Below are 24,316 nucleotides of genomic sequence, written 5' to 3'. Positions count from 1 at the left end.
ACACACCCTCAATGTACGGGCGAGAGTTAGGCAAAGAGCAGCTCGCCGAACTCCGCGAGGGCGTCCAGCCCCACGGGTTCGGCCGGCAGGAGCGGAGTCTGCGCAATAACGGCATCCGCACCCACCTCGGCGCGCAGGTGGGACACCCACTGCTCCTCCATCGCGCGTCGCGCCTCGAGGAGCTCCCCAGCACCGGCGGGCGAGCGCTTGTTCACGACGTATGCCAGCACTCCTACGTGCGATTCCGCGAGCTGATCGCGCAGCTCGATCGTCTCGAGCACGGGAAGACGTTCTGCGGCGAGCGCCACGACGAACCCCGTGACCGCCTCGTCCTGCAAGGTGGTCCGCAGGGACGACAACAGCTCGCGCCGTTCGTACAGCAAGTGGCGGATGCGCCGCTCGCGACGTGCCTTCGGGCTCCCCTCGTCGCCGGTCATTGGATTGCCACCCATGGCACGCACCGCCCGACCGAATTTGTCGGATCGCTGACGATTCTCCAGCAAGGCATCCGTCCACTGCGCCATTGCCACGGGCAGGGACAACAGCCGCGACGTGTGGCCACTCGGCGCGGTATCGAAGACGATGAGGTCGTAGCGCTCCAGGCCGTCCCGCGTGAGTTTTGCGACACGCTCGAGCAGCGCGGCCTCGTGCGAACCGGGCGCGGCCGCCGCTGCTCGCAGGTAGCGCGTCACCTCACCGCGCATTCCATCAGCGACGAGTCCGTACAGGTGTTCGCCGATCGCCTCGATGTGTTCCTTCGCGGCACGCTCGGGATCGATTTCGAGGGCATCGAGGTTGTCTGCCAACCCCACCGGCGAACCGCCTATTGTCCGTCCGAACAGGTGGCCCAGGTTGTGCGCCGGGTCGGTCGACACGAGCAGCACCCGGCGGCCACCTCGAGCCTGGTCAAGAGCGACCGTCGCGGCGCACGTCGTCTTGCCCACGCCGCCCTTGCCTCCGAAGAAGAGCACCCGCCGCGTAGACACGAGTTCACGCAAGGTCATGCTAGTGGCCTCCTAACAACACTTGATGCCATCCGTGGGCGGGCGGTCCATGCCCATGCGGGTATGCCAGGCGTGGAACTCCTCGAGCACGATCGGGTAGAGCTCCATCGTGTAGGCGCTGGCGGGGTTGGGGATTCCGAGTGCCTCGCCACACACGTAGAGCATGAATAGGTCATCCTCGTCGCGCTGAGCCCGAGCGAGGGCCTGTCGGTAGGGGCCGTAGTAGTACTCTCCGAGCCCCTCGGTGAATGCGGCGATGCCGCGCCGAAGCTCTTCGACGCGGCATCGCAACCCACCGTGCTGGCGGGCGGGCGTCCCGTTCTGGGACGCCTGCCCGCCCGACGAATCACAGCCCGCAGGCTGGGGCGAGTTATCGGTCACTTGGAGCCGGTTTCCTGCGGGGAATCGGCGACGGTGCGCCGCTCGACCGGATCCTCGCCTTCGGGTTCGGGATCGCTCTGTCCAGCCTTAACCATGGACGACACCGATTCGATGACGGTCCAGAGCGCGGCCACAAAGATCGCGGAGCCCAAGCCCAGCAGCAGCCAGTTCTGCGCGGTGAAGAACTGCCCAAGCTGGATCACCAGTGCCCAGAACGTCATGGTGAAGACGAAGAGGAGCGGGATGAGAATCGGCAGGACCGGCCTGCGTTTGCGCAACAGCATGACGCCCAGGACGGACAACGTGAGCACCGCCAGGATCTGGTTTGTCGTACCAAAGAGCGGCCACAGGATCATGCCGCCGTCGCCGGCTCCGCCCTCACCCGCACCGAATGCCAGGCCGAGGCCCAGGGCGAGCGCGATAATCGTGCCGACGACCGGGGTGATCTTCACGCCCATCTGCGCGCCGATTTCCGCAATGATGAGGCGGTGCAGACGTACGGCGGTGTCCATCGTCGTTGCGGCGAAGAGGATGGCCATTGTCGCGAGGACCGTTGCGGACAGGCTCAGTGGGATGCCGAGTCCCTCGTTGAGGATGTTGCCACCGCCGGAGACGAAAGCGCCGATTCCGCCGTTCGCGTAGGCCTCCTGGAAGTCACCTATGGCCTTGAAGCCGGAGGACACGGCGATGATCGTACCGAGCGCGAGCAGGCCTTCGCCCACAGCACCGAAGTAGCCAACGAAGCGGGCGTCGGTTTCCTTGTCGAGCTGCTTGGACGAGGTGCCCGAGGCGACCACGCCATGGAAGCCGGAGATCGCGCCACAGGCGACGGTCACGAAGAGCAGCGGCCAGATGGGTGCCTGGCCGGCGGGCAGTTCCGAAGCCACCGGGTCGAGGAGGACCGTCGGCGCGGAGATGATGATTGCGGCATAGAGGATGCCCAGGCCGATGAACAGCTGGAGGCCGTTGATGTAGTCACGCGGCTGGAGCAGCATCCACACCGGCAAGAGAGAGGCGACGCCCGCGTAGAGGAAGAGGACGACGATCCAGAACGCCTGTGCGGACATGCCCATGACGGTTTCGGGCAGGACGATCGGGAACATGTCGCCCAGGATGATGAGCGCGTAGAGAGCGACGACGCCGACGATCGAGACGATCGGCAGGTTCCACTTGAGGCGGTAGATAGCCTGACCGATGCACAGCGCGATGGCGATCGCACCCCAGGTCGGGATGACTGCGGTCGGTGTGGTGACGAGCAGGCCGGCGATGATCGAGGCAAACACCGCGTTGACGATGATGATGAGCAGGAAGATAACGACGGTGAAGAGCAGCGAGCCCCGACCACCGATGTAGCGCTTGGCCAGATCGCCGATCGTGCGGCCCTTGTTACGGGTCGAGGCCCACAGCGCACCGAAGTCGTGCATGCCGGCGAAGAACACCGTACCGATGGTCACCCACAGGAATGCCGGCAGCCAGCCCCAGATCATGGCGACCGCGGGACCCGTGATGGGCGCCGCCCCCGCTACCGAGGTGAAGTGGTGTCCCCACAGCACCCACTTGTTGGTGGGCACGAAGTCGACGCCGTCGCGTTGCGCGTGCGCGGGGGTGATGGCGTGCTCGTCAAGCTGGTAGACCTTCTTGGCGAGGAACTTGGAGTAAAGAAAATAGCCGGCCAGGATCATTACCAGGCCAATAAACATGATGACGAGTGAGTTCATCTACGGTCGTCTCCCGCGGCCCCCATTGGCCGTAGTGGCGGTCATTGTCTTGGGCGGCGTCGACACTCGGCGCCACACCGCATATGTCATCGCATGAGCAGCCCACGATCAAACACCATCGCATGCGCGTTTACGCACCATTTAGATGCATAAACGCTCTGCGATATGCGAGGAATCATAACTGAATTGCCATCGTTTCTGTGAGTTGTATCCCAGTTACCTGATCACGATCTGATTACGAATTCCATCACGTCGATTGCCGGAACCGCCGCCGAGGCGCCCGCCAGCGCCCGCAGCCTTGGCACCTTGGGCGAACCCCGAACAGCAGGCACCTCGGGAGCGTGTGCGGCACTCCCCTGACGTGACTTAGTCCGTCGTGACGGCCCCCAGCGCAGCCGAGCGGACCAGCTTGGCGTACTTGCCGAGCGTGCCGTGCAGGCGCGGGTTCTCCGGCAACGTCCAGTTTTCGCGACGACGGTCGAGTTCGGCCTGATCGACGTGCAGGTCGATCGAACGGGCGGCGATGTCGACGGTGATCTTGTCGCCGTCTTCGACAAAGGCGATCGGTCCGCCGTCAACGGCTTCCGGTGCGACGTGGCCGATGCACAGACCGGTTGAACCACCCGAGAAGCGGCCGTCGGTGATGAGCAGAACGTCCTTGCCGATGCCCGCACCCTTGATGGCACCGGTGATGGCGAGCATTTCGCGCATACCCGGGCCGCCCTTGGGGCCTTCGTAGCGGATGATGATGACGTCGCCGGCCTTGAGCTTGCCTTCCAGAACGGCGTCCATTGCGGCCTGTTCGCGGTCGAAGACGCGCGCGGTGCCCTCGAAGACGTCGGCGTCGAAGCCTGCCGACTTCACGACCGCACCCTCCGGTGCCAGCGAACCGGTGAGCACCGTCAGACCACCGGTCTTGTGGATGGGGTTGCTCATAGCGCGGACGATCTTGCCGTCCGGGTCCGGCGGGTTGATGGCCTTGAGGTTCTCGGCAACCGTCTTGCCGGTGACCGTCATGCAGTCGCCCTCCAGCAGACCGGCATCCAGCAGCGCCTTCATGACCACGGGCACGCCGCCCATCTTGAAGACGTCGTTCATGACGTAGTCACCGAAGGGCTTGACGTTGCCCAGGTGCGGGACCTTGTCGCCGATGCGGTTGAAGTCATCAAGCGAAAGGTCAACACCGGCTTCGTGGGCGATAGCCAGCAGGTGCAGCACCGCGTTGGTCGAACCGCCGAAGGCCATCGTCACGGCGATCGCGTTGCAGATCGATTCGTAGGTGATGATGTCCTTGGTGGTGATGCCGCGGCGCAGCAGCTCGACAACAGCCTCGCCCGATGCGCGGGCGAAGAGCGTGCGGTTGGTGTGGATGGCCGGCGGGGCTGCCGAACCAGGCAGCGACATGCCCATGGCTTCGGCGGCCGAGGCCATCGTATTGGCGGTGTACATACCGCCGCACGCACCTTCACCAGGGCAGACAGCGCGTTCAATGGCGTCGACATCGGCTTCGGTCATCTTGCCGGCACGGCAGGCGCCGACCGCCTCGAAGGCGTCGATGAGGGTGACTTCCTTTTCGGTGCCGTCCGACAGCTTTGCAGTACCCGGCATGATCGAGCCGTTGTAGAGGAACACGCTCGACAGGCCCAGGCGGGCTGCCGCCATGAGCATGCCGGGAATCGACTTGTCACAGCCGGCCAGGAGAACTGAGCCGTCCAGGCGCTCAGCACCGAAGACGGTTTCCACCGAGTCGGTGATGATTTCGCGGCTCACCAGCGAATAGTGCATGCCCTCGTGGCCCATGGAAATGCCGTCGGACACGGAAATCGTGCCGAACTCCAGCGGGTAGCCGCCGGCAGCGTGGACGCCTTCTTTGGCGAATCCGGCGAGCTTTTCCAGGGTGAGGTTGCAGGGGGTGATTTCGTTCCACGAACTGGCCACACCGATCTGCGGCTTTTCCCAGTCCTCGTCGCCCATTCCAACTGCCCGCAGCATGCCGCGGGCAGCGGCGCGCTCGAGTCCGTCCGTTACGTCGCGCGAACGCGGCTTGATATCTGGTGTTTCGCTCATAAGCGCAGTCTAGATCCTCTTGTCCACATGCTGGAGAACGTGTGCACTATTCGGACAGGCGGGGTGCGTACCAGCAGGTTCAGACTTTGTTGAGCGGCTCCTCGCCCGCGGCAATCCGTTCGAGCTGCTCCGTGAGGATCCCCAGGATCCGCGGGAAGAAAGCGCTCGTGTTGCCGCCGACGTGCGGGGCGATGAGCGTGTTGGGCGCCTTCCACAGCGGATGGTCTTCCGGCAGCGGTTCGGGGTCGACAACATCGAGCGCGGCGTGCAGTCGGCCCGATTCGAGCTCAGCGAGCAGCGCGTCCGTGTCGACGATCTTGCCGCGGCCCACATTGCACACGAGCGCACCGTCGGGCAGCTGTCCGAGGAATTCCGCGTTCACCATGCCTTCGGTGTGTTCGTTCAGGGGCGTGACGATGATGAGGACTTCCGTGTTCGGCAAGATCTCCGCGAGGTCGTCGTTGCCGTAGACCGTGCCGTGTTCGTCTTCCCGGGCGCGGCTGCCCACACGGGTGATCTCAACTTCGAACGGCTCCAGGCGGCGGCGGATTTCCTCGCCGATGCCGCCGACACCCAGCAGGGTGACTTTCCTGTCTGCCAGGGAAAGGCGGCGCTGGTGGTCCCAAGTGCCGGTCAGCTGATTGCGCGCCGCCTCGTCGAGCCCCCGCAGCCGCGCCAGAACGAGGGCGACGGCAAGTTCCGCGGTCGCTGCCGCGTGCGCTCCCGCACCGGTGGTGACGGTGACCTTGCCGACCAGGTGGTTGACCACGTCGTAGCCGGTGGTCTGTGCCTGGACGAGCTTGAGGTCGTTGATGTCATCCAGCTTCGCGACGGTCTCCTCCGCACCCAGATAGGGCAGGATCACAGCGTCGAGATCCGCTGGGTCGGAGTCCGGATGTTCAGCCGACCACACACGCAGGTCCAGGGCACTGCGGGCGCTTTCGCTCAGACGCGAGCGCACATCGTCAAGAAGGTCGGGGTCCGGAAAGGCGATTTTTGTGATCGTGCTCATGGCCTCATTGTGTCAGCCTGGCTGAGTTTCGTCCGGGCCCAGTTCACAAGGCGGACAGGGCTGGTTGGGTTGACGGGGCGCGGCTACCGAGGCGGGGCTCCCGAGGTGGAGCTCAGCTTCTCGTTTGACTGCGGCTGGGCGCCGCTCCCTTGCCCCGGTTCAGCGGCCGAGCAGCTGGTCGAACGGGGTGATGGTGTTCGGGTCGAACTCATCGACCGGTTCCACACGGCGCGAGGTGCCGTGGGCGCCCGAGGTGCTGGCACCTCGTGAGTTTCCGGCACCTTGCCTGCTTCCCGAGGTGAGTTCCAGCAGTTCCTCAACTGCCGCCTCGATCCGCCTGCGCATGCCGGTCTGTTCTTCCGGCAGTCCCCAGTCGTCGGTGGCGGCGAAGACCGTCGTCGGCAGGGCAAGCCCTTTGAGGTAGGCGATGAGGGGCCGAATGTGATGATCCATGGCCAGGCAGTGGCGGGCGGTGCCGCCGGTTGAGGCAAGCAAGACGGGGATGCCGCGCAGACCGGCCTCGGGGAACAGCTGCAGGAACATGGTCAGCAGCCCAATGGGTGCGGCGTTGTAAACGGGCGCTGCGAGAACCACAGCGTCAGAAGTGCGGAGTTTGGCGTAGACCTCGTCGAGCTCGTCCGATGGCACTCCGGTGAGCATGGAATCAACCAGCTGGTGGGAGAACTCGCGCAGGTTGATGATCTCGGTTTCGAATGGGGCTGTCGCTTGTGGGTCTGCTGCCGCGGTTTCTGGCGCGGCTTCTGTTGCTAGCTCTGCCGCTGCATCGAGAATCCTCTGCGCCAGCCGGTTACTGGTGCTCGATTCGGACAGTGAGACTGTCAGCGCTGTGATCTTCACGGTCAGCCCTCCTGGTGTTCTTCGGCAGCGCGTGCATGTTCCTGAGCGGCCTTGGAGTTCGGTCCGCCACCGGGAATGGGGTCTTCTCCTGCTGCACGGCGAGCCATGAGTGATTCGTGCGTTGGCGCTTCAGGAACGCCGGGCTGGCGCATGGCTGCGAATTCGCGGCGCAGGACCGGGACGACTTCTTCGCCGAGGATGTCGATCTGTTCGAGCACGGTCTTCTCCGGCAGGCCCGCGTGGTCGATGAGGAACAGCTGGCGCTGGTAGTCGCCTGCCCAGTCGCGGAAGCTGAGGGCGCGTTCGATGACCTGCTGCGGGCTGCCGACTGTCAGCGGTGTCTGCGTGGAGAACTCTTCCAGGCTGGGCCCGTGGCCGTACACGGGGGCGTTGTCGAAGTAGGGGCGGAATTCATTGACCGCGTCCTGTGAGTTCTTGCGCATGAAGACTTGGCCGCCCAATCCGACGATTGCGTGTTCGGCCTTGCCGTGGCCGTAGTACTCGTAGCGCTGGCGGTAGAGGTTGACCATACGCGCGGTGTGGGATGTGGGCCAGAAGATGTTGTTGTGGAAGAAGCCGTCGCCGTAGTAGGCGGCCTGTTCGGCAATCTGGGGCGAGCGGATAGAGCCATGCCACACAAACGGCGGGATGTCGTCCAGTGGGCGCGGAGTTGCCGTGAATCCCTGCAGCGGCGTGCGGAAACGGCCTTCCCAGTTGACGTTCTCTTCGCGCCACAGGCGGTGCAGCAGTGCGTAGTTTTCGACTGCCAGCGGGATACCTTCACGGATGTCCTGGCCGAACCACGGGTAGACGGGTCCGGTGTTGCCGCGGCCCATCATGAGGCTGATGCGTCCGCCAGCCAGGTGCTGCAGGTAGGCGTAGTCTTCGGCCAGCCGGACGGGGTCGTTGGTTGTGATGAGGGTCGTCGAGGTGCTCAGGTGGATCTTCTCGGTCCGCGCGGCCAGGTGCGCCAAGAGGACTGTCGGGTTGGCCGGGGCGACGAACGGCGGGTTGTGGTGCTCGCCGGTTGCGAAGACGTCGAGCCCGGCGGCTTCTGCGTGTTCGGCGATCTTCACGGTGCTCATCAGCCGTTCGTGCTCGGTGGGAATGGCGCCGTTGACGGGGTCGCGGGTGACATCACCGATGGTGAAGATTCCGAATTCCACAGTGCGCTCCTAAGACTCAGATTGAGTTGATTGAACTGTCAACCATTCTAACGGGGAGGTGCCGGGGGAAAATTCCCGACCCAGCAGGTCAGCCTGACCTCCACCTCGTGAGTTCATTCCGGCGAGCCACCCGTTAGCCGGAATCCGCGCCTTAGCAACCACTGCTAACGGGAGTTTTCGTTGCTAAAGCGTGTGGCAGGGCGCGATGACGAGGCGCCGCACCACTCCCCGGGGCCGTCACCTTGATGCTGGACTATTGGTTCGATCCCACAAACGGCTGTGGCCCCTGCCGTAAGACAGGGGCCACAGCCGCTGAAACGAATCACCTCACCGCGTGACCCACTCACAAAACCGCGTCCAGATCAGATCCAGATGGCGGGATCGACCAGTTCCACCTCGCCGTGGGTGGGGACGTGGCGCTCCTTGGGGCGTTTGATCTTGGCAGGAATGCCAACGGCGATCGTGCCGTCAGGAACATCGCCCACAACGACAGCGTTCGCACCGACCGAAGAACCATCGCCAACCTCAACGGGCCCCAGCACAACAGCTCCGGCGCCAATGAGCACATCGTTGCCGATGGTGGGGTGACGCTTGACGGCCTCGGTGGACGTCCCGCCGAGAGTCACCTGGTGGTACAGCATGACGTCGTCGCCGATTTCAGCTGTCTCACCAATAACAACACCGCTGCCGTGGTCAATGAAGAACCGCCGGCCGATGGTGGCACCCGGATGGATTTCAATACCGGTCAGCGCCCGCACAGCCTGCGACAGCAGACGTGCAGGAGCCTTGCCACCGGGCCTGTTCCACAGTCGGTGAATCCCCCGGTGCGCCCAAATGGCGTGCAGGCCCGGGTAGCTCAGCGCAGTGACAACATCGTTCGTCGCCGCGGGGTCACGGCGGCGGGCATTGTCGAGGTCTTCGCGCACAGTCGCCCGCACGTTCGGCTTAGACAAACCGACCGCGGCGGCCGTGCTGAGTGCCGCGCTGCCGGCCAGCAGCGCACCTTTGAGGAGTCGGCTCATCAGTGCATGTATTCCTGGAACAGCGGCGTCGACAGGTAGCGCTCACCGAGGTCCGGGAAGATGATGACGACGTTCTTGCCGGCGTTTTCCGGACGCGATGCAACCTTTTCGGCTGCCGCAAGAGCAGCACCTGCGCTGATGCCCACGAGCGTGCCGTCTTCACGAGCCACGCGGCGTGCAGCCTCGAGAGCTTCTTCGTTGCCGATTGTCTGGACTTCGTCGTAGAGCTCGGTGTCGAGAACCTCGGGAACGAAGTTCGCGCCAATGCCCTGAATGGCGTGGGGTCCAGCCTGGCCTTCGGACAGAAGAGGTGAAGCTTCCGGTTCGACAGCGACGATCTTCACGTCCGGGTTGGCTTCGCGCAGAGCGCGGCCAGCACCCGTGATGGTGCCGCCGGTGCCGATGCCGGCAACGAAGATGTCGACCGTGCCGGCGTCTTCGAGGATTTCCTTGCCGGTGGTGGCGTAGTGCTTTTCGGGGTTGGCCTGGTTGGCGAACTGCGAAGCCAGCAGACCGCCGGTTTCTTCAGCGATTTCCTTGGCCTTGCTGACAGCGCCGTTCATGCCGTCGGCCTTGGGGGTCAGAACGAGTTCAGCACCGAATGCGCGCAGCAGAGCGCGACGTTCCATCGACATGGATTCCGGCATGGTCAGCACAACGCGGTAGCCGCGCGAGCTTCCGACCATGGCCAGGGCGATGCCGGTGTTGCCCGAGGTGGCTTCGACGATCGTGCCGCCGGGCTTGAGCTGGCCGCTTTCCTCAGCGGCGTCGATCATGGCAACGCCGATGCGGTCTTTCACCGAGTTGGCGGGGTTGAAGTATTCGAGCTTGGCGAGGATTTCAGCACCGGTGCGCTCACTGGCGTGCTTAAGACGCAGGAGGGGTGTTTTGCCGACGAGTTCCGAAACACTGTTGTAAACAGTCACAGCTTTCCTTTGAGTTGATTCGAAAAGGTTCACGGAACTGCTGCCGGCAGTCCCGCTTTTACACGTGACACACCAGCCAATGGCTTCAGCTGCTGATCTTCAGTCCGGATAACAGAGCTGACCGGACATATATTCCCGATTATGGCCCGTCGACTTCGCGACAGCACAACCGGGGACGGCCGATGAGGGGCACATCACAGCCTGTGAGCATGTAGCCCATGCGCCAGACTGCGCTTCCCCACCGGACAATTCGCTCCCTTGTCGGCGCGGGTGGATGTCCTGCCCGTGTCAGTGCCTGTCGATAGGATGAGCGCATGGCAATTCATCCGATCGTCGTGTACGGCGAACCTGTTCTGCACCGCAAAGCCGATCCCGTTGTCGATTTCGATGATGATCTGCGCACTCTCGTCGCAGACATGTTCGAAACGCTGAAGGTGTCCAATGGCGTGGGTTTGGCCGCCCCGCAGATCGGCGTTGGCAAGCAGATCTTCGTCTATGACGCGGATGACGAAGTTGAGGGCCGCCGTCGCCGCGGAGTGTTCATCAACCCGATTCTCACGGCTTCGCGCATCCCCGACAGCCGCCCGCACCCGGACACGGAATCCGAAGGCTGCTTGTCTGTGCCGAGCTTGGACTTTCCCCTTAAGCGCGCAAACAAGGTGACGGTCAACGGCTTTGATGAAAACGGTGAGCGCATTTCCTTGAGCGCTGAAGGCTGGTTTGCCCGCATCATGCAGCACGAATTCGATCACCTGCAGGGCACGCTCTACGTTGACCGCCTGGATAAGCGCTGGGCTAAGAAGTGGACGCGTGCCAAAGCTGAATTCGGCTACGGCGAACCGGGCCTGTCGTGGCTGCCGGGCACCGACCCCGACCCGTTCGGGCACGAAGCTGTCGACGAAGACCTGGACTGATCTGACCAGGCGCCGCTCACCACTGCACGCCTGACCGCGGGTATCCGCGGGGTTCTGTTGGCTGACGAGGCGCCGCTCCCCTGCCGGTTTCGCGTTACCTGCGGGGTTCGGTTACCTGTCGAGTTCGCGGTCGAGCCCCACCGCCTCAGCTTCCCCACTGAATTCCGCGGCTGAGCTTTCAAGTTCACCCAGCAGCTGCTGGATGGATTCGACGTGCGAATCTGCCGCCAGCCCCAGGTGCTCGAGGTTGGTCAATGCAGCGTCATCAGCAGCGGTGCGAGCGACCACGTCGAGCACACGTTCCCCGATTTCACGAGACTGTTCGCTGCGCTGCAGTTCGCTGAGTTTGACCGACAGGCGGCCCAGACCGCCCAGGTAGTCGTGCATTGCGGTCACACGGTCGGCAATCGAACGGAATGCCGCGGCAAGCTGTTCTTGATAGGCGTCGATCTGCGGTGCGGTTCGCCTATCGCGCAGAGATTCGAGTTCGCTGCGCAGCAGGAAGATTTCCTGCAGCCGCACACCGATCGTCGACACGGCGTGGTCAAGATCGATGTGAGACACGTGGTCTTCCAGCACGGGGTCGTTCCAGGCTGGGGTGCGGCTGATCTGCTGTGCGATGTGCACGGTCAGGTGGAACAGCCGCTGTTCATCGGTGTCCTGCCGCCCAAAGGAATAGCCGAGCGCCTGAGGGGTAAGCCACATAGCGTTCTGTGCGTCTTCCAACGCCTTCTTGTTCAGCCGCTTGGGATCCCGTAGGTAGCGCGCACCCGTGTACCCGGATGTGCCGAGCGTGCCGGCGGCTGACAGTCCGGTGAGGATTGCGCCGGGATCCACGAGGTCACCGACGATGAGCGAGGCAACGCCGGTAAGGAACGCCAGTCCTCCCGTGACGATCCCGCCGACGGTTGTTGTGCCGATGAAAACGGCGCGACTGGCAAGCACGTTCCGGTGCATGAGCGGGCCGAGTGCCTTGGTGCTGCCGGAAGTGCTTGCCAGTTCGTACCCGCGGGCCTTCCACGCGCGGGTGACTGATTCGCTGACGGAATCTGCCACCAGGAAGCGGTAGCTGGGCACGGTTGAGCCCAGTTCGCGTTCCCACAGTTTCCGCCAGCGCGCAGTCATATCAGCCGATCTTCTTCATGATGAGTTCGCGTGCCTGCTTGGGGTCAGCCTGCCCGCGGGTGGCCTTCATAATGGGACCCATGAGGGCGCCGATGGCCTGCATGTGACCGCCCTTGATGCGCTCGACAACATCAGGGTTATCGGCAATCGCGGCGTCCACGGCGGCTTCGAGCGCGCCATCGTCCTTGACGATTTCCAGGCCCTTGGCTTCCATGACCGCCTGCGGGTCACCCTCACCGGCGATGACGCCGTCGAGGACCTTGCGGGCCAGCTTGTCGTTCAGCTTGCCGTCTGCGATGAGCTTTTCGAGTTCGGCAACCTGAGCCGGAGCCACGAGGGTTTCCGGTTCGACGTCCTGCTGCTTGGCCTGGCGGGCGATTTCACCGGTCCACCATTTGCGCGCACCCTGCGGCTTGGCACCGGCGGCGACGGTCGCTTCGATCGTTTCGAGCAGCCCGGCGTTGATGACATCGCGCATTTCGAGGTCGGAAAAGCCCCATTCGCCAATGAGACGACGACGCTTTGCCGTGGGCAGTTCGGGCTGTTCGGCGCGCAGCTGTTCAACCCATTCGCGCGACGGCACAACTGGCACGAGGTCCGGTTCCGGGAAGTAGCGGTAGTCATCGGAATCCGACTTTTCGCGACCGGGCGAGGTTTCACCGGTTTCGTCGTGGAAGTGGCGGGTTTCCTGCAGGATTGATTCGCCGGCATCAAGCAGTTCGGCCTGGCGGACGATCTCGTAGCGCACCGCACGCTCAATCGAGCGGAACGAGTTGACGTTCTTGGTTTCGGTGCGCGTGCCCAGTGGCGCATCCGGCGACTTGCGCAGCGACACGTTGATGTCGGCGCGCACGTTGCCCTGCTCCATGCGAGCTTCGGACACTCCGAGGGCGCGGAAGATGTCACGCAGTGTGCGCACGTAGGCGGCTGCGACTTCCGGTGCGCGTGCGCCGGTGCCCTCGATGGGACGGGTGACGATTTCGACCAGCGGAACACCCGCGCGGTTGTAGTCGACCAGCGAGTATTCGGCACCCTGGATACGGCCGGAACCGCCCACGTGGGTGTTCTTGCCGGCGTCTTCTTCCATGTGGGCGCGCTCAACCGGGACCGTGACGATTTCGCCGTCTTCGAGTTCAACTTCGACCGAACCGTCGTAGGCGATCGGTTCGTCAGACTGCGAGGTCTGGAAGTTCTTCGCGAGGTCCGGGTAGAAGTAGTTCTTGCGCGCAAAACGGCACGATTCGGCGATCTCGCAGCCCAGTGCCAGGCCAATCTTGATGGCCGATTCGACACCCTTTTCGTTGACCACCGGGAGCGATCCGGGAAGGCCGAGCGAGGTGGGGGTCACGTTGGCGTTTGCGGTGCCGCCGAAGGTGTTCGGGGCGGCGTCGAACATTTTGGTCTCGGTGCCGAGTTCAACGTGGACTTCGATGCCGAGGACCGGATCGTATTTAGATACGGCTTCTTCGTAGTTCATGTTTCCGCTCCTCAGTTCTTGTCCGCTGCGAGTGCGGGGATGTTGTCGAGCACACTGCCGCCGCGAGCTGCGTTCAGCGCGGCTTCGAAGCCCGAACCGATCTGGTACAGACGCTCATCGGCCCTGGCCGGTGCCAGCAGCTGCAGACCGACGGGCAGGCCGTCGTCTGCCAGGCCGGCCGGCAGGCTCATGGCGGGGATGCCCGCGAGGTTCGCGGGGATCGTGGTGACGTCTGACAGGTAGATCTCCATGGGGCTCAGGCGGTTTTCCGCACCGAATTCCCACGCGGTGTTCGGCGTGGTGGGTGCGATGAGCGCATCGACCTGTTCGAAGGCCTGGGCGAAGTCGCGCTGGATGAGGGTGCGCACCTTCTGCGCTGAGCCGTAGAACGCGTCGAAGAACCCTGCCGACAGGGCGTAGGTGCCCATGATGATGCGTCGCTTGACTTCCTTGCCGAAACCGGCGGCACGAGTGGCAGCCATCACGGTTTCAGCGGTGACGGGGCCTTCTTCGGGTTCGACCCGCAGGCCGAAGCGCATGCCGTCGTAGCGAGCCAAGTTCGACGACACTTCCGACGACATGAGGATGTAGTAGGCCTGCACCGCGTAGCCGAGGCTGGGCACGTCGATTTCGACGATTTCTGCACCCTGCTTCTGGGCTTCGTGGGCGGCGGCCTGGAACTGAGCGCGCACAGACTCTGAGGTGTCGTCGCTGAGCAGCTGGCGGATAACGCCCAGGCGCTTGCCCTTCAGCCCTTCTTCGGCACCGCGCTTGGCAGCTGCGAGGAAGTCCGGGACTTCGTCCGGCAGGGACGTCGAGTCCAGTGGGTCATGACCGGCCAGCATCTGGTGGAAGGCCGCGGTGTCGGCAACCGTGCGCGCCGACGGGCTCACGGTGTCCAGCGAGCTTGCCATGGCGATGATGCCGTAGCGGGAAACTGAACCGTAGGTGGGCTTCATGCCGACGGTGCCGGTGAAGGCAGCCGGCTGGCGGATGGACCCGCCGGTGTCGGTGCCCAGTGCCAGGGGCGTCTGGAATGCTGCCAGCGAGGCGAGCGCACCACCGGAAGAACCGCCGGGGATCCGGTCGAGGTTCCACGGGTTGCGGGTGGGGCCGAACGCCGAGTGTTCGGTGGACTGGCCCATGGCGAATTCGTCGAGGTTGGTCTTGCCGAGCATGGGCATGCCGGCGGCCTTCGTCTTTTCGTAGACGGTGGCGGAGTACGGCGGCACCCAGTCTTCGAGCATCTTCGAGGATGCGGTGGTGCGGATGCCTTCCGTGGCCACGAGGTCCTTGTGGGTGATTGGCACACCGGCCAGCAGCGGGAGGTCTTCGCCTGCCGCACGGCGACGGTCAACATCGGCCGCTGCCGCCAGAGCGGTGTCGGCGGTGACGGTGACGAAGGACTTGACCTGCGGTTCGACAGCTTCGATGCGGTCCAGGTGCGCCTGGGTCACTTCGGTCGAGCTGTATTCGCCGGCCTTGAGGCCTTCAGCGAGTTCGAGTGCGGAAAGCTGAGTCAGATCGGCCATGTCAGTCCTCCCCCAGAATCTGCGGCACGAGGAACTTGCTGTCTTCCTGCGCGGGAGCGCCGGAGAGAGCCTGTTCGGGGGTGAGCACGGGGCCCACGACGTCGGGGCGCAGGACGTTGGTCAGCGGGATGGGGTGGCTGGTGGCCGGGGTGTCTTCCCCTACTGCTTCCTTGACCTGCGCGACGGCCTCGATGATGGTGCCGAGGTCGTCAGCGAGTCCTGTGAGTTCTTCATCGCTCATGGCGATGCGCGACAGCTGCGCCAAGTGCGCAATCTGGTCGGATGTGATTGCGGATTCCTCCGACATCGTCACCCTTTCTGCTTGATATAACTGCTGGTCTGATTGTACTTCCGCTGACTCAGACGTCTTTTCCGGCCAGCAGCGCGTTGAACTGCTCTTCTGTCAGCACGGTGATGCCGAGCTCTTCTGCTTTTGCGAGCTTCGAACCGGCCTTTTCGCCGGCCAGAACGTAGTCGGTTTTCTTCGAGACCGAACTGGCGGCTTTGCCTCCGGCGACGATGATGGCCTCCTTCACGGAGTCCCGCGTGTAGCCTTCGAGCGAGCCCGTCGCCACGACCGTTTTGCCTTCCAGCGGCTTCGGCCCGGCTTCTTCGGCACTTTCGGCGACCTCGTCGGCCATTGACACCCCGGCGGCGGCCCAGCGGTCGACGATTTCTGCGTGCCAGTCGACTTCGAACCAGTCAAGGAGCGACTGGGCGATTGTCGTGCCCACACCTTCAACCTCGGTCAGAGCATCAAGGTCGGCGGCCCGCAGCGCTTCCATTGATCCGAAGTGAGCTGCCAGCGCCCGCGCGGCGGTGGGGCCCACGTGGCGGATGGACAGGGCAACGAGCACGCGCCACAGCGGCCTGTCTTTTGCCCCCTCGATTTCCTGGAGCATGCGCAGCGTGCCCGCAGACGGCTGAGCCGGGGTTTTGATCTGGCCCTTGTCCGGCCCTGAGGTGTAGTACTCGGGCTGGTTGTAGAAGTAGCGGATGCGCTTGATGTTGCCGGTGGGCACACCGTTCTTCTTTTCTTCGCGTTCAACCCACACATCGGCAAGGTCTTCGGCCTTGAGGTCGAACAGGCCTGCTTCTGAGCGCAGCGGGGGTTCGTCCGGGCTCAGGGGGTTGGTCAGTGCGAGCGAGGCTTCTTCGCCGAGGGCCTCGATGTCGAGTGCTGCCCGGGAAGCCAGATAGAACAGGCGGTTGGCCACCTGGGACGGGCAGGTCTGTGAGTTCGGGCACCGCAGGTCGCGGTCGCCTTCTTTCTGTTCGACCAGTTCCGTACCGCAGTCCGGGCAATGGGTGGGCATGTGCCATTCGACTTCTGTGCCGTCGCGGTTATCAACCACCGGCCCGAGGATTTCGGGGATGATGTCGCCGGCTTTGCGCAGGATAACGGTGTCGCCGATGAGCACACCCTTGCGTTTGACCTCGTAGCCGTTGTGCAGAGTGGCCTTTTCGACCGTCGAGCCGTCCACCAGGACGGGTTCCATAATGGCGAACGGGGTCACCCGGCCGGTGCGGCCCACCTGCACGCGGATGTCGAGCAGTTCTGTTGTGACTTCTTCTGGCGGGTACTTGTACGCGCACGCCCAGCGGGGTGCTCGCGATGTATAGCCCAGCTGTTCTTGCACCGCGAAGTCGTCGATTTTGATGACGATGCCGTCGATGTCGTGCAGGAGGTCGTGCCGGTGTTCGGCGTAGTGCTCGATGTAGGCATGCACGTCGTCTTCGGTTTCGCAGTGCTTGTAGTACTGCGAAATGGGCAGGCCCCACGAACCTAGAATGTCGTAGACCTCAGACTGACGCTTGGGCAGTTCCTGGCCCTCACCGGCCTCCCAGGCGGCAACACCGTGGACGAGCATGCGCAGCGGCCTCTGCGCTGTGACCTTGGGATCTTTTTGGCGCAGCGAACCAGCTGCGGCGTTGCGCGGATTGGCAAAGGGGTCCTTGCCGGCGTCAATGAGGCCCGCGTTGAGATCAGCGAAGTCTTTCAGCGGGAAGAAAACCTCCCCGCGGATTTCGACCTGCGCCGGCGGGGCGTCAGTGTCCAATTCCACCGGAATGTCTTTCAGCGTGCGGATGTTCGCCGTGATGTCTTCGCCGGTGTAGCCGTCACCGCGCGTGGCAGCGCGCACCAGTGTGCCGTCGCGGTAGAGCAGATTGCACGCCAGACCGTCGATCTTCACTTCCGACAGAAACTGCGTGCCGGCTGGAACGCTGCGCTTGACCCGGGCGAACCAGGCGTCGAGTTCTTCGACGGAGAAGACGTCGTCCAGTGAGTACATGCGGGCCACGTGGTCGACCGGCGCGAAGGCTTCTGTGTCAACGCCGCCGCCGACCTTCTGGGTGGGTGAATCTGCTGCAGCCAGTTCCGGGAAATCGGCTTCGAGCTGTTCGAGTTCGCGCATGAGCGCATCGAAGTCGGCATCCGGAATCGTGGGGGCGTCGTGGACGTAGTAGGCCTCGCGGTGTTCTTCGATTTCAGCGCGCAGCCGGGCAGCGCGTTCGGCTGCCTGTTCCGGTGAATAGGTGCTCATTCTTCTTCTTTCAGCGCGTTGTGAATATCCGTTGCGGCCTCCATGAGGCTGCGGCATGTGCCGGTGTCAGCCCGTGAGGGCAGCAGACCTGCAGAAGCCGGTTCAGCAAGGCCGGTCAGGACACCGAACTGGGCTGCCGAGGTGCGGCTCATGCCGATTCTCTGCCACGGCTCCCACACTAGCGCCAGGGTCTGACTTAACCGCGCCCGCTGGATGGTGTGCGGGAAGTTAAGCCACACCTCGTGCCCGGCATCAACCCATTCAGCCAGCCGCTCCCACCGGGCCAGACCGGCCGGAGAATCACCAGCCGCCACCTCGACAGCAGCCCCATCAGACCGAGCCGCTCCAGAGCCAGCCGGCAGATCGACAACAATCGACCGGGCACCGATGTCGAGCAGCTGATCAGCGTGCCGAATGTCCTTCCCGCCGATCCGCACGGTCGCAAGCTTCGGCACGTGCAGCAGCGGGCTCTCCCCGCACCTGGCCAGGAAGGACTGCAGTCCTGTGAACACTGCCTGCTCCGGCAGGGCGGGCAGGGTCCGGAACCCGGAGTCGGTCGGCACTGACCCGGTGAGGATCGGGTCCAGGTGCCTCTCCACAATCCGCACCCGAGGTGCCTGCCCGGTCCTGCGCTCCACCTCGGCAAGGTGCGCCTGGACAGCGAAAGCGTAAGCCTGCAGGACATCGCGCACGGCACCGAAGCCGGACAGCACGGGCGCCCCAGTCGGCAGTGTCATGTGGCGGATCAGGTGCCACGGCCCGGGCAGGGTGAGGAACGTGGGGCGTTCGTCGCAGTATTCTTCGACGGCGTCGAGGATTTGGGCGGTGTGAGAACGGCTGAGTCGCTGTTCGCGGCCCTCTCCCCTGGCCAGCCGCCAGCCGGCGGGGCTGAGGTCGACGGGCAGGTCGAGCATGCCCGCCGCCGGTGCCAGGAAGTCCAACGCCCAGCGGGTGCCGCCCTCGGCAGGCTGGGCGATCTGCGGGATGGCCGGCAGGCCTTCGCCAGATGCGCTGACGGCGGCGCTGAAAGCTTCACGCGGTTCGGTTCCGGCCCACACGCCGGTTGTGGCCGTCAGGTTCACCTGCCGCGTCCTCGCAGCTGCACCGGCGGGACGTCAACGGGGAAGCCCATGATGCGGCCGTAGAAGCTCAGTTCTTCTTCCAGCGAGGTGCGGATGGCCTCGGGATCACTGAAGCCGTGGGCTTCACTGGGGAAGAATCGTGCGGCGTAGGGCAGGTTTGCCTTTTCCAGTGCGTCGATGAGTGCGCGCGCTTGGTTCGGCGGGACGACGGCGTCTTTTTCGCCCTGGAACACGGCTACGGGTGCGCTGATGTCCTCAAGGCGGGCCAGCGGTGATGCTTTCCGCAGCGTTTCGGGATCCCCACCGCCCACGAGCCCATCCAGGTAGCGGGATTCGAAGTCGTGGGTGTCTTCGGCAAGCGAACGCAGGTCCACAACCCCGTAATACGAGCTTCCGCAGGCAAAGACGTCTGTTGTAGTCAGCGCCTGCAGCACCGTCAGGCCGCCGGCGGAACCGCCGCTGATGGCCACGCGGTCAGGGTCGATGAGGCCGTCTTCGGCCAAGCCCTGGGCGACAGTCACGGTGTCGGCAACGTCAAGCACGCCCCACTGGCCCTTGAGCGCTTCGCGGTACTGCCGTCCCATTCCGGTCGAGCCGCGGTAGTTGACGTCGATGACCGCAATCCCTCGGGACGTGAAGTACGCGTGGTGCAGCGTCACCCGCGGAACAACGCGCGAGGTCGGGCCGCCGTGTACAAACGCCACACACGGTGGGGCCTGTTCAGCACCGCCGCCGAGGTGGAGGTCACCGGTCGCACCGCGGTCGTCTTCCGCTGCACTGTCCGGCCTGCGCGGCGGGTACCAGACAGCTTGAATGCCGGAGTATTCGCGCACTTCGGCCCGCGGCAGGTATTCGGCGATAGCCGACCAGCTCTCCGGCAGCACGATCGACAGGGCCACCGGTTCGAGCTCACCTGAAGCGATGTCGAAGGTGTACAGGCCGTCAACCCGGTTACGTCCGCCTGCGCGGATGAGGGCGACGGTGTCGCGGAAGTCTTCGATTTCGGCCCAGTCGATGTCGGCTTCGAAATCCACGGGGCCGCTGCCCTGGTAGTCGGGGCGGCTGTCGGCCCACAAAAGCGCTGCAGTGCGCTGGGTCGAGATTCCGTCGCGCGCGGCGGTCGCCACGATCCGCTGCCCGCCGAGCACCGGCAGGTACCAGCGTGAACCCAGCGTCCAGAGAGGACCCCCGATCTCACCGGGGTCGTCAAGAACAGAGGCAACCTCCGCCTCGGGAGTTCCGGGAGTGCCGAGCGCACGATCCCGAAACACGCGCACATCCAAGCTCACCACGGACCACGAGCCGCGAGCGTCAGTGCTGACCGTCAGTGTGGAGCGGCTGAGCCATTCGGGCTGAAGAATCGACTGACGCTTCTCAGCACCCAGGATGGCCACGGGCGAACCCTGCGGTTTGAGGGTCTGCGGGTCGAGGTCAGCCAGCAACAGGCGGGTGGCATCCCACGGCATATCCGGGTGGTCCCAGCCGATGAACGCCAGGTGCTGTGCATCCGGGGACAGCCGCGGATACGCCACAAAGTGCGGGCGGTCCTCCCCCTTCCAGTCCGCGGGGAAAAGCGAGCGCACAGGGGTGTCTGCGCTCGGGTCGATGAGGACGATGTCTCGAACAACGTCGTGCGGGTGCGTGCCGCGGAACTCACGTACCGCGGTGAAAACAGGGGCTGACGAGGTGCCGGTCGGGGCAGCTGAGGGGATGCGGGCTGCCGTTATGTCACCAAAGAACACACTGCCGGCGGAATCATCTGTAAGCATCTGCGGGGCTGTGCCAGGGGTGACCGTGTAGAGGCGCTGCGAAACCCGGTCGACGAACACGATCGTGCCGTCGTCTGCGCAGTCCCACGCGCCGCCGCCGTATTCGTGAACGCGCGAACCTGCCGTCAGGTTCTCCGGCAGGATGTCGCGGGGTTGAGCCTCGCCTTCGCTGAAGAAAATGCCGACACCCTGCTGGCCTGCTCTGCGCTGGGAGAACAGCACACCGCCGGCAGCGAAGCGGGCTCGGTCGATGGGCCTGGTGCCGGCCGCTGCCAGTTCGGCGGTGATGGGCGAAGTGAGCGGCGAACCGGGTGATGCAGACTGGCCGGTCATGTCAGGCTGCCGTGCGGTCGATCGTGGCCTGGCCGAGCACCCGGGTGCCGTCGTAGACGACCATCGTCTGGCCGGGTGCGACACCGCTTAGGGGTTCGTCGACGCTGATGTGCATCAGCTGTCCGGCAGGCCGAGCCTGCGGAACGTTGAATTCGGTTTCCGGCGGATCCGGCAGATATTCGCCCATCCACATGCGGGCCGGTACCGGTTCAGCGTGGGCGCGGATCTGCACTTCGCATTCCATGGCCTGATCTTCGGAGCTGCCGGCACCTTCCGGCGGCTGACCGCACCACGTGGTGCGGATGCCCGTTAAGCGAGTGATGGAAAGGTCCGGCCTCTGGCCCACCGTGACGGTGTTCGTGCGGGTGTCGACGTCGACCACGTAGCGGGGTTTGCCGTCGGCGGTCGGCTTGTCGATTCCCAGACCCTTGCGCTGGCCGATGGTGTACGACTGTGCGCCGTCGTGTTCGCCCAGCACTTCGCCCTCTTTGTCTTTGATGAGACCGGGGCGCATGGGAATCTTGTCTGCCAGCCACGCTTTTGTGTTGCCGTCGGGGATGAAGCAGATGTCGTAGGAGTCGGGCTTGTTCGCCACGGGGAAGCCGCGTTCGGCAGCTTCGGCTCGAACATCGGCCTTGGCGGCACTGGCGCCAATGGGGAAATAGCAGTGGCGCAGCTGCTCTTCTGTCAGCACGCCCAGCACATAGGACTGGTCTTTGTTCATGTCCTGACCGCGGTGCAGCTGCGGGTGGCCGTCGACCCACTGGATTTCGGCGTAGTGGCCGGTGGCAATCGCGTCGAAGCCCAGGGCGAGCGCACGGTCGAGCAGGGCTGCGAACTTGATGCGCTCATTGCAGCGCATACACGGGTTGGGGGTGCGTCCCTGTGAGTATTCGGCGATGAAGTCATCGACGATGTCTTCTTTGAAGCGCTCGGAGAAGTCCCACACGTAGAACGGGATGTCGAGCATGCCGGCAACGCGGGCGGCATCGCGGGAGTCTTCGATGGTGCAGCAGCCGCGCGACCCCGTGCGCAGGGTTCCGGGCATACGCGACAGCGCCAAGTGCACGCCGACGACTTCGTGTCCGGCGTCTTTGGCTCGTGCGGCGGCGACAGCTGAGTCCACACCGCCTGACATGGCTGCCAGTACCTTCACGGTCCCTCCTTCGATTGGGCTGCTGGCTGTGAAAGCGCCCGCGATCTTACAGCGCCCTGCTGTTACAAAGCTCTGCTGTTACAGCGTTTGGGCCATTGATTCTATTCCGAACTGCGGCTCAGTCGGCTTGGCTCCAGTCGTAGGCGGAGTTCATGCCGGCTTTGCGTGCCTGCTCGACAACACCGGGCAGGACTTCGATGAGCTTGTCGACTTCTTCTTCTGTTGTTCCGTGGCCCAGTGTGAACCGCTGGGATGAGCGGGCCTCGTCTTCGCTGCGTCCGCAGGCCAGGAGTACGTGGCTGGGCCGGTTGACACCGGCACTGCAGGCCGAACCGGCCGAGGTGGCAAAACCTGCCGCGTCCAACAGGAACAGGAGGGAATCGGCTTCCGCTCCGGGGAAAGTGAAGTGGACGTTGCCCGGCAGCCGGTCTTCACGGTGGCCTGACAGGTGAGCATCCGGGACGCTGTCCTCGATACCGGCGATCAGCCGATCACGCAGACCAGACAGGCGCGGCGCCTCGTGAGCTATGTCCCCCGTTGCCTCCTGCGCGGCGGCGGCAAAAGCGGCAGCCCCTGCAACATCAAGGGTGCCCGAACGCAGCGAGCGCTCCTGGCCACCACCGTGCAGAACGGGGACCGCCTTGATGTCGCGCGACAGGATGAGAGCGCCGATGCCCACCGGGCCGCCGATCTTGTGGGCCGTGACAGTCATCGCGTCAACACCCAGATCGGCGAAGTTCAGCGGCAGCTGGCCGAATGCCTGCACCGCGTCAGTGTGGATGGGAACGCCCGCGGCCTTGGCGAGTGCTGCCGCTTCCTTGATCGGCTGGACAGTGCCGATTTCGTTGTTGGCGTACATGATCGACACGAGGGCCGTGCGGTCGCCGTGGTCGCGCAGCAGCTCCTCCAGGTGGTCGAGTTTGATGACGCCGTCGGTGTCAACGTCGACCAGAAGCACCTGCGCGCCTTGGGTTTCAAGCCAGCCGGCGGTGTCGAGGACGGCGTTGTGCTCAATCGGGGTGGTGATGATAATCGGGTGCGACAGTTCAGGGGCGGGTGTTGGCGCGCCCGTGCCTTCGGCCGGCACGCCGTTGCGATGCCAGAACAGACCCTTGATGGCCAGGTTGTCGGCTTCTGTGCCGCCTGAGGTGAGCACCACCTCGGCCGGGGTCGACGCGCCGACCGCCCCAGCCAGCACCTCGCGCGAATCCTCCAAGCGCAGGCGTGACTGCTGGCCCAGCGAATGCAGGGCCGATGGGTTGCCGATTTTCTGCAGTTCGTCGGTGTAGGCCTTCAGCGCGGTAGGGCGCATGGGCGATGTCGCTGCATAGTCGAAATAGGAACGCACACACCGAGTCTAACGACCGCGGCGATACACTCTAAGGCGTGATTGCGTTCCTGACCTATGCCCAATATGCGGCCGCCGGGCTGCTTGCCCTGTGGGGCACCATCCAGGCCCTGCGAAACCGTCCGGCACCGATCGCAATGATCTGGTGGGCAGGTGCAGTGCTTCTGCTGCTGATCGTTCAGCTGGTCACCAGCATTGTGCTTTTCGGGCAGACAAATGCCGACCCGCTGCTGTTCTTCGGGTACGTGCTGACCGCAATCATCCTCGTGCCGATAGCCGCGGTGTGGGGATACATTGAGCCCAGCAAATGGGGCCCGTGGGTGCTGGCCGCAGCCGGCGCCACCGTCATCGTCATGATTATTCGAATGGACCAGATCTGGCTGTGAACACGAACGCAAACGCTGACAACGCTGGAGTTTCCGGCACCAAGCCGCACGCATACTCTGCAATGCACTCCGGGCCAGGGCGCGCCCTGACCGCGGTGTACGGCATCTTTGCGCTGTCGGCATCCGCGCGGGCCGGTTACCAGCTTGTTTCGCACTTCGACCGTGCGCCGCTGGCCTACAGCCTGTCGGCGTTTTCGGCTGTTGTTTACATTGTCGCGACGGTCTGTTTGGCAATCGCCAACCGCACAGCCCACCGGATTGCTGTCGTTTCGGTGCTCATCGAACTTGTCGGAGTTATTGCCGTCGGCATCTTCAGCCTTGTTAGGCCGGAGCTCTTCCCCGAAGCCACCGTGTGGTCAGGCTTCGGCATCGGCTACGGCTTCGTTCCGCTGGTGCTGCCAGTGCTCGGCATCCTGTGGCTTATCCGCGTAGACCGCATCGCCCAGCAGTACGGGGCTTAAGCCGGCGGACCCGGCACCTCGAGCCAGAAGGCG

The 24,316-nt window shown here is 64.2% G+C and carries 21 protein-coding genes; 3 read left to right on the top strand and 18 right to left on the bottom strand.

Features of this window, described 5'->3' with window-relative positions:
• Positions 1 to 26 precede the first annotated feature (26 nt).
• The 9 genes from HMPREF3087_RS07755 to cysK all read right to left on the bottom strand — a co-directional run bounded on the left by HMPREF3087_RS07755 (position 27) and on the right by cysK (position 10,154).
• Entirely contained in the window at positions 27 to 1,004 is a 978-nt protein-coding gene (locus HMPREF3087_RS07755; RefSeq protein WP_070428703.1) for an ArsA family ATPase, read from the bottom strand.
• 12 nt (positions 1,005 to 1,016) lie between these two features.
• Positions 1,017 to 1,385: a cory-CC-star protein gene (locus tag HMPREF3087_RS07750; RefSeq protein WP_370919329.1), complete on the bottom strand. Its 369-nt coding sequence runs from the start codon at positions 1,383 to 1,385 to the stop codon at positions 1,017 to 1,019.
• Positions 1,382 to 3,103, bottom strand: a complete 1,722-nt coding sequence (locus tag HMPREF3087_RS07745) for a carbon starvation CstA family protein (protein ID WP_070428702.1) — start codon at positions 3,101 to 3,103, stop codon at positions 1,382 to 1,384. The genes HMPREF3087_RS07750 and HMPREF3087_RS07745 overlap by 4 nt, the downstream gene beginning before the upstream one ends.
• Positions 3,104 to 3,469: 366 nt before the next feature.
• Complete coding sequence (gene ilvD, locus HMPREF3087_RS07740) at positions 3,470 to 5,170, bottom strand: dihydroxy-acid dehydratase (protein WP_070428701.1); 1,701 nt, start codon at positions 5,168 to 5,170, stop codon at positions 3,470 to 3,472.
• 79 nt (positions 5,171 to 5,249) lie between these two features.
• Positions 5,250 to 6,182 (bottom strand): 2-hydroxyacid dehydrogenase, encoded by a 933-nt coding sequence (locus HMPREF3087_RS07735; RefSeq protein WP_070428700.1) that lies wholly within the window; start codon positions 6,180 to 6,182, stop codon positions 5,250 to 5,252.
• 159 nt (positions 6,183 to 6,341) lie between these two features.
• On the bottom strand, positions 6,342 to 7,040 hold the full coding sequence (locus HMPREF3087_RS07730; protein ID WP_070428699.1) for an NAD(P)H-dependent oxidoreductase: 699 nt from the start codon (positions 7,038 to 7,040) through the stop codon (positions 6,342 to 6,344).
• Between the two features lie 2 nt (positions 7,041 to 7,042).
• Positions 7,043 to 8,206 carry an LLM class flavin-dependent oxidoreductase gene (locus HMPREF3087_RS07725; RefSeq protein ID WP_070428698.1) on the bottom strand — a complete coding sequence of 388 codons (1,164 nt, stop codon included), beginning with the start codon at positions 8,204 to 8,206 and terminating at the stop codon, positions 7,043 to 7,045.
• Between the two features lie 362 nt (positions 8,207 to 8,568).
• The gene (epsC, locus tag HMPREF3087_RS07720) at positions 8,569 to 9,228 is read right to left on the bottom strand and encodes a serine O-acetyltransferase EpsC (RefSeq protein ID WP_061943377.1); all 660 of its coding nucleotides are present in this window, start codon (positions 9,226 to 9,228) and stop codon (positions 8,569 to 8,571) included.
• The gene (cysK, locus tag HMPREF3087_RS07715; protein WP_070428697.1) at positions 9,228 to 10,154 is read right to left on the bottom strand and encodes a cysteine synthase A; all 927 of its coding nucleotides are present in this window, start codon (positions 10,152 to 10,154) and stop codon (positions 9,228 to 9,230) included. Before cysK ends, epsC begins: the two co-directional genes overlap by 1 nt.
• A 314-nt stretch (positions 10,155 to 10,468) precedes the next feature.
• On the opposite strand from cysK, the gene def reads away from it, so the two are divergent.
• Entirely contained in the window at positions 10,469 to 11,068 is a 600-nt protein-coding gene (def, locus tag HMPREF3087_RS07710; protein ID WP_061943383.1) for a peptide deformylase, read from the top strand.
• A gap of 111 nt (positions 11,069 to 11,179) precedes the next feature.
• On the opposite strand, the gene HMPREF3087_RS07705 is transcribed toward def, so the two are convergent.
• The 9 genes from HMPREF3087_RS07705 to HMPREF3087_RS07665 form a co-directional block, all read right to left on the bottom strand.
• Entirely contained in the window at positions 11,180 to 12,193 is a 1,014-nt protein-coding gene (locus tag HMPREF3087_RS07705) for a hypothetical protein (protein WP_070428696.1), read from the bottom strand.
• A 1-nt stretch (position 12,194) separates the two neighbouring features.
• Positions 12,195 to 13,670, bottom strand: coding sequence for an Asp-tRNA(Asn)/Glu-tRNA(Gln) amidotransferase subunit GatB (gene gatB, locus HMPREF3087_RS07700; RefSeq protein WP_019174735.1), 1,476 nt, complete (start codon positions 13,668 to 13,670; stop codon positions 12,195 to 12,197).
• Positions 13,671 to 13,681: 11 nt separating this feature from the next.
• Positions 13,682 to 15,202 carry an Asp-tRNA(Asn)/Glu-tRNA(Gln) amidotransferase subunit GatA gene (gene gatA / locus HMPREF3087_RS07695; protein WP_070428695.1) on the bottom strand — a complete coding sequence of 507 codons (1,521 nt, stop codon included), beginning with the start codon at positions 15,200 to 15,202 and terminating at the stop codon, positions 13,682 to 13,684.
• A 1-nt stretch (position 15,203) separates the two neighbouring features.
• On the bottom strand, positions 15,204 to 15,509 hold the full coding sequence (gene gatC, locus HMPREF3087_RS07690) for an Asp-tRNA(Asn)/Glu-tRNA(Gln) amidotransferase subunit GatC (RefSeq protein ID WP_019174733.1): 306 nt from the start codon (positions 15,507 to 15,509) through the stop codon (positions 15,204 to 15,206).
• A 52-nt stretch (positions 15,510 to 15,561) separates the two neighbouring features.
• Positions 15,562 to 17,748, bottom strand: coding sequence for an NAD-dependent DNA ligase LigA (ligA, locus tag HMPREF3087_RS07685; protein ID WP_070428694.1), 2,187 nt, complete (start codon positions 17,746 to 17,748; stop codon positions 15,562 to 15,564).
• Positions 17,745 to 18,830 carry a hypothetical protein gene (locus tag HMPREF3087_RS07680; RefSeq protein WP_070428693.1) on the bottom strand — a complete coding sequence of 362 codons (1,086 nt, stop codon included), beginning with the start codon at positions 18,828 to 18,830 and terminating at the stop codon, positions 17,745 to 17,747. Before HMPREF3087_RS07680 ends, ligA begins: the two co-directional genes overlap by 4 nt.
• Positions 18,827 to 20,932 (bottom strand): S9 family peptidase, encoded by a 2,106-nt coding sequence (locus HMPREF3087_RS07675; protein ID WP_070428692.1) that lies wholly within the window; start codon positions 20,930 to 20,932, stop codon positions 18,827 to 18,829. The genes HMPREF3087_RS07680 and HMPREF3087_RS07675 overlap by 4 nt, the downstream gene beginning before the upstream one ends.
• A 1-nt stretch (position 20,933) precedes the next feature.
• Positions 20,934 to 22,088 (bottom strand): tRNA 2-thiouridine(34) synthase MnmA, encoded by a 1,155-nt coding sequence (gene mnmA / locus HMPREF3087_RS07670; RefSeq protein ID WP_062019348.1) that lies wholly within the window; start codon positions 22,086 to 22,088, stop codon positions 20,934 to 20,936.
• Between the two features lie 118 nt (positions 22,089 to 22,206).
• On the bottom strand, positions 22,207 to 23,436 hold the full coding sequence (locus HMPREF3087_RS07665) for a cysteine desulfurase family protein (RefSeq protein ID WP_083272097.1): 1,230 nt from the start codon (positions 23,434 to 23,436) through the stop codon (positions 22,207 to 22,209).
• 38 nt (positions 23,437 to 23,474) lie between these two features.
• On the opposite strand from HMPREF3087_RS07665, the gene HMPREF3087_RS07660 reads away from it, so the two are divergent.
• A complete protein-coding gene (locus HMPREF3087_RS07660; RefSeq protein WP_019174727.1) occupies positions 23,475 to 23,822 on the top strand; it encodes a hypothetical protein in 348 nt (115 codons plus the stop codon).
• 62 nt (positions 23,823 to 23,884) lie between these two features.
• Positions 23,885 to 24,283: a hypothetical protein gene (locus tag HMPREF3087_RS07655; RefSeq protein WP_070428716.1), complete on the top strand. Its 399-nt coding sequence runs from the start codon at positions 23,885 to 23,887 to the stop codon at positions 24,281 to 24,283.
• Positions 24,284 to 24,316: the final 33 nt, after the last annotated feature.

It is taken from the genome of Brevibacterium sp. HMSC22B09 (assembly GCF_001806795.1).
GTDB lineage: Bacteria > Actinomycetota > Actinomycetes > Actinomycetales > Brevibacteriaceae > Brevibacterium > Brevibacterium ravenspurgense.
This window is presented reverse-complemented; position numbering and strand designations above follow the sequence as displayed.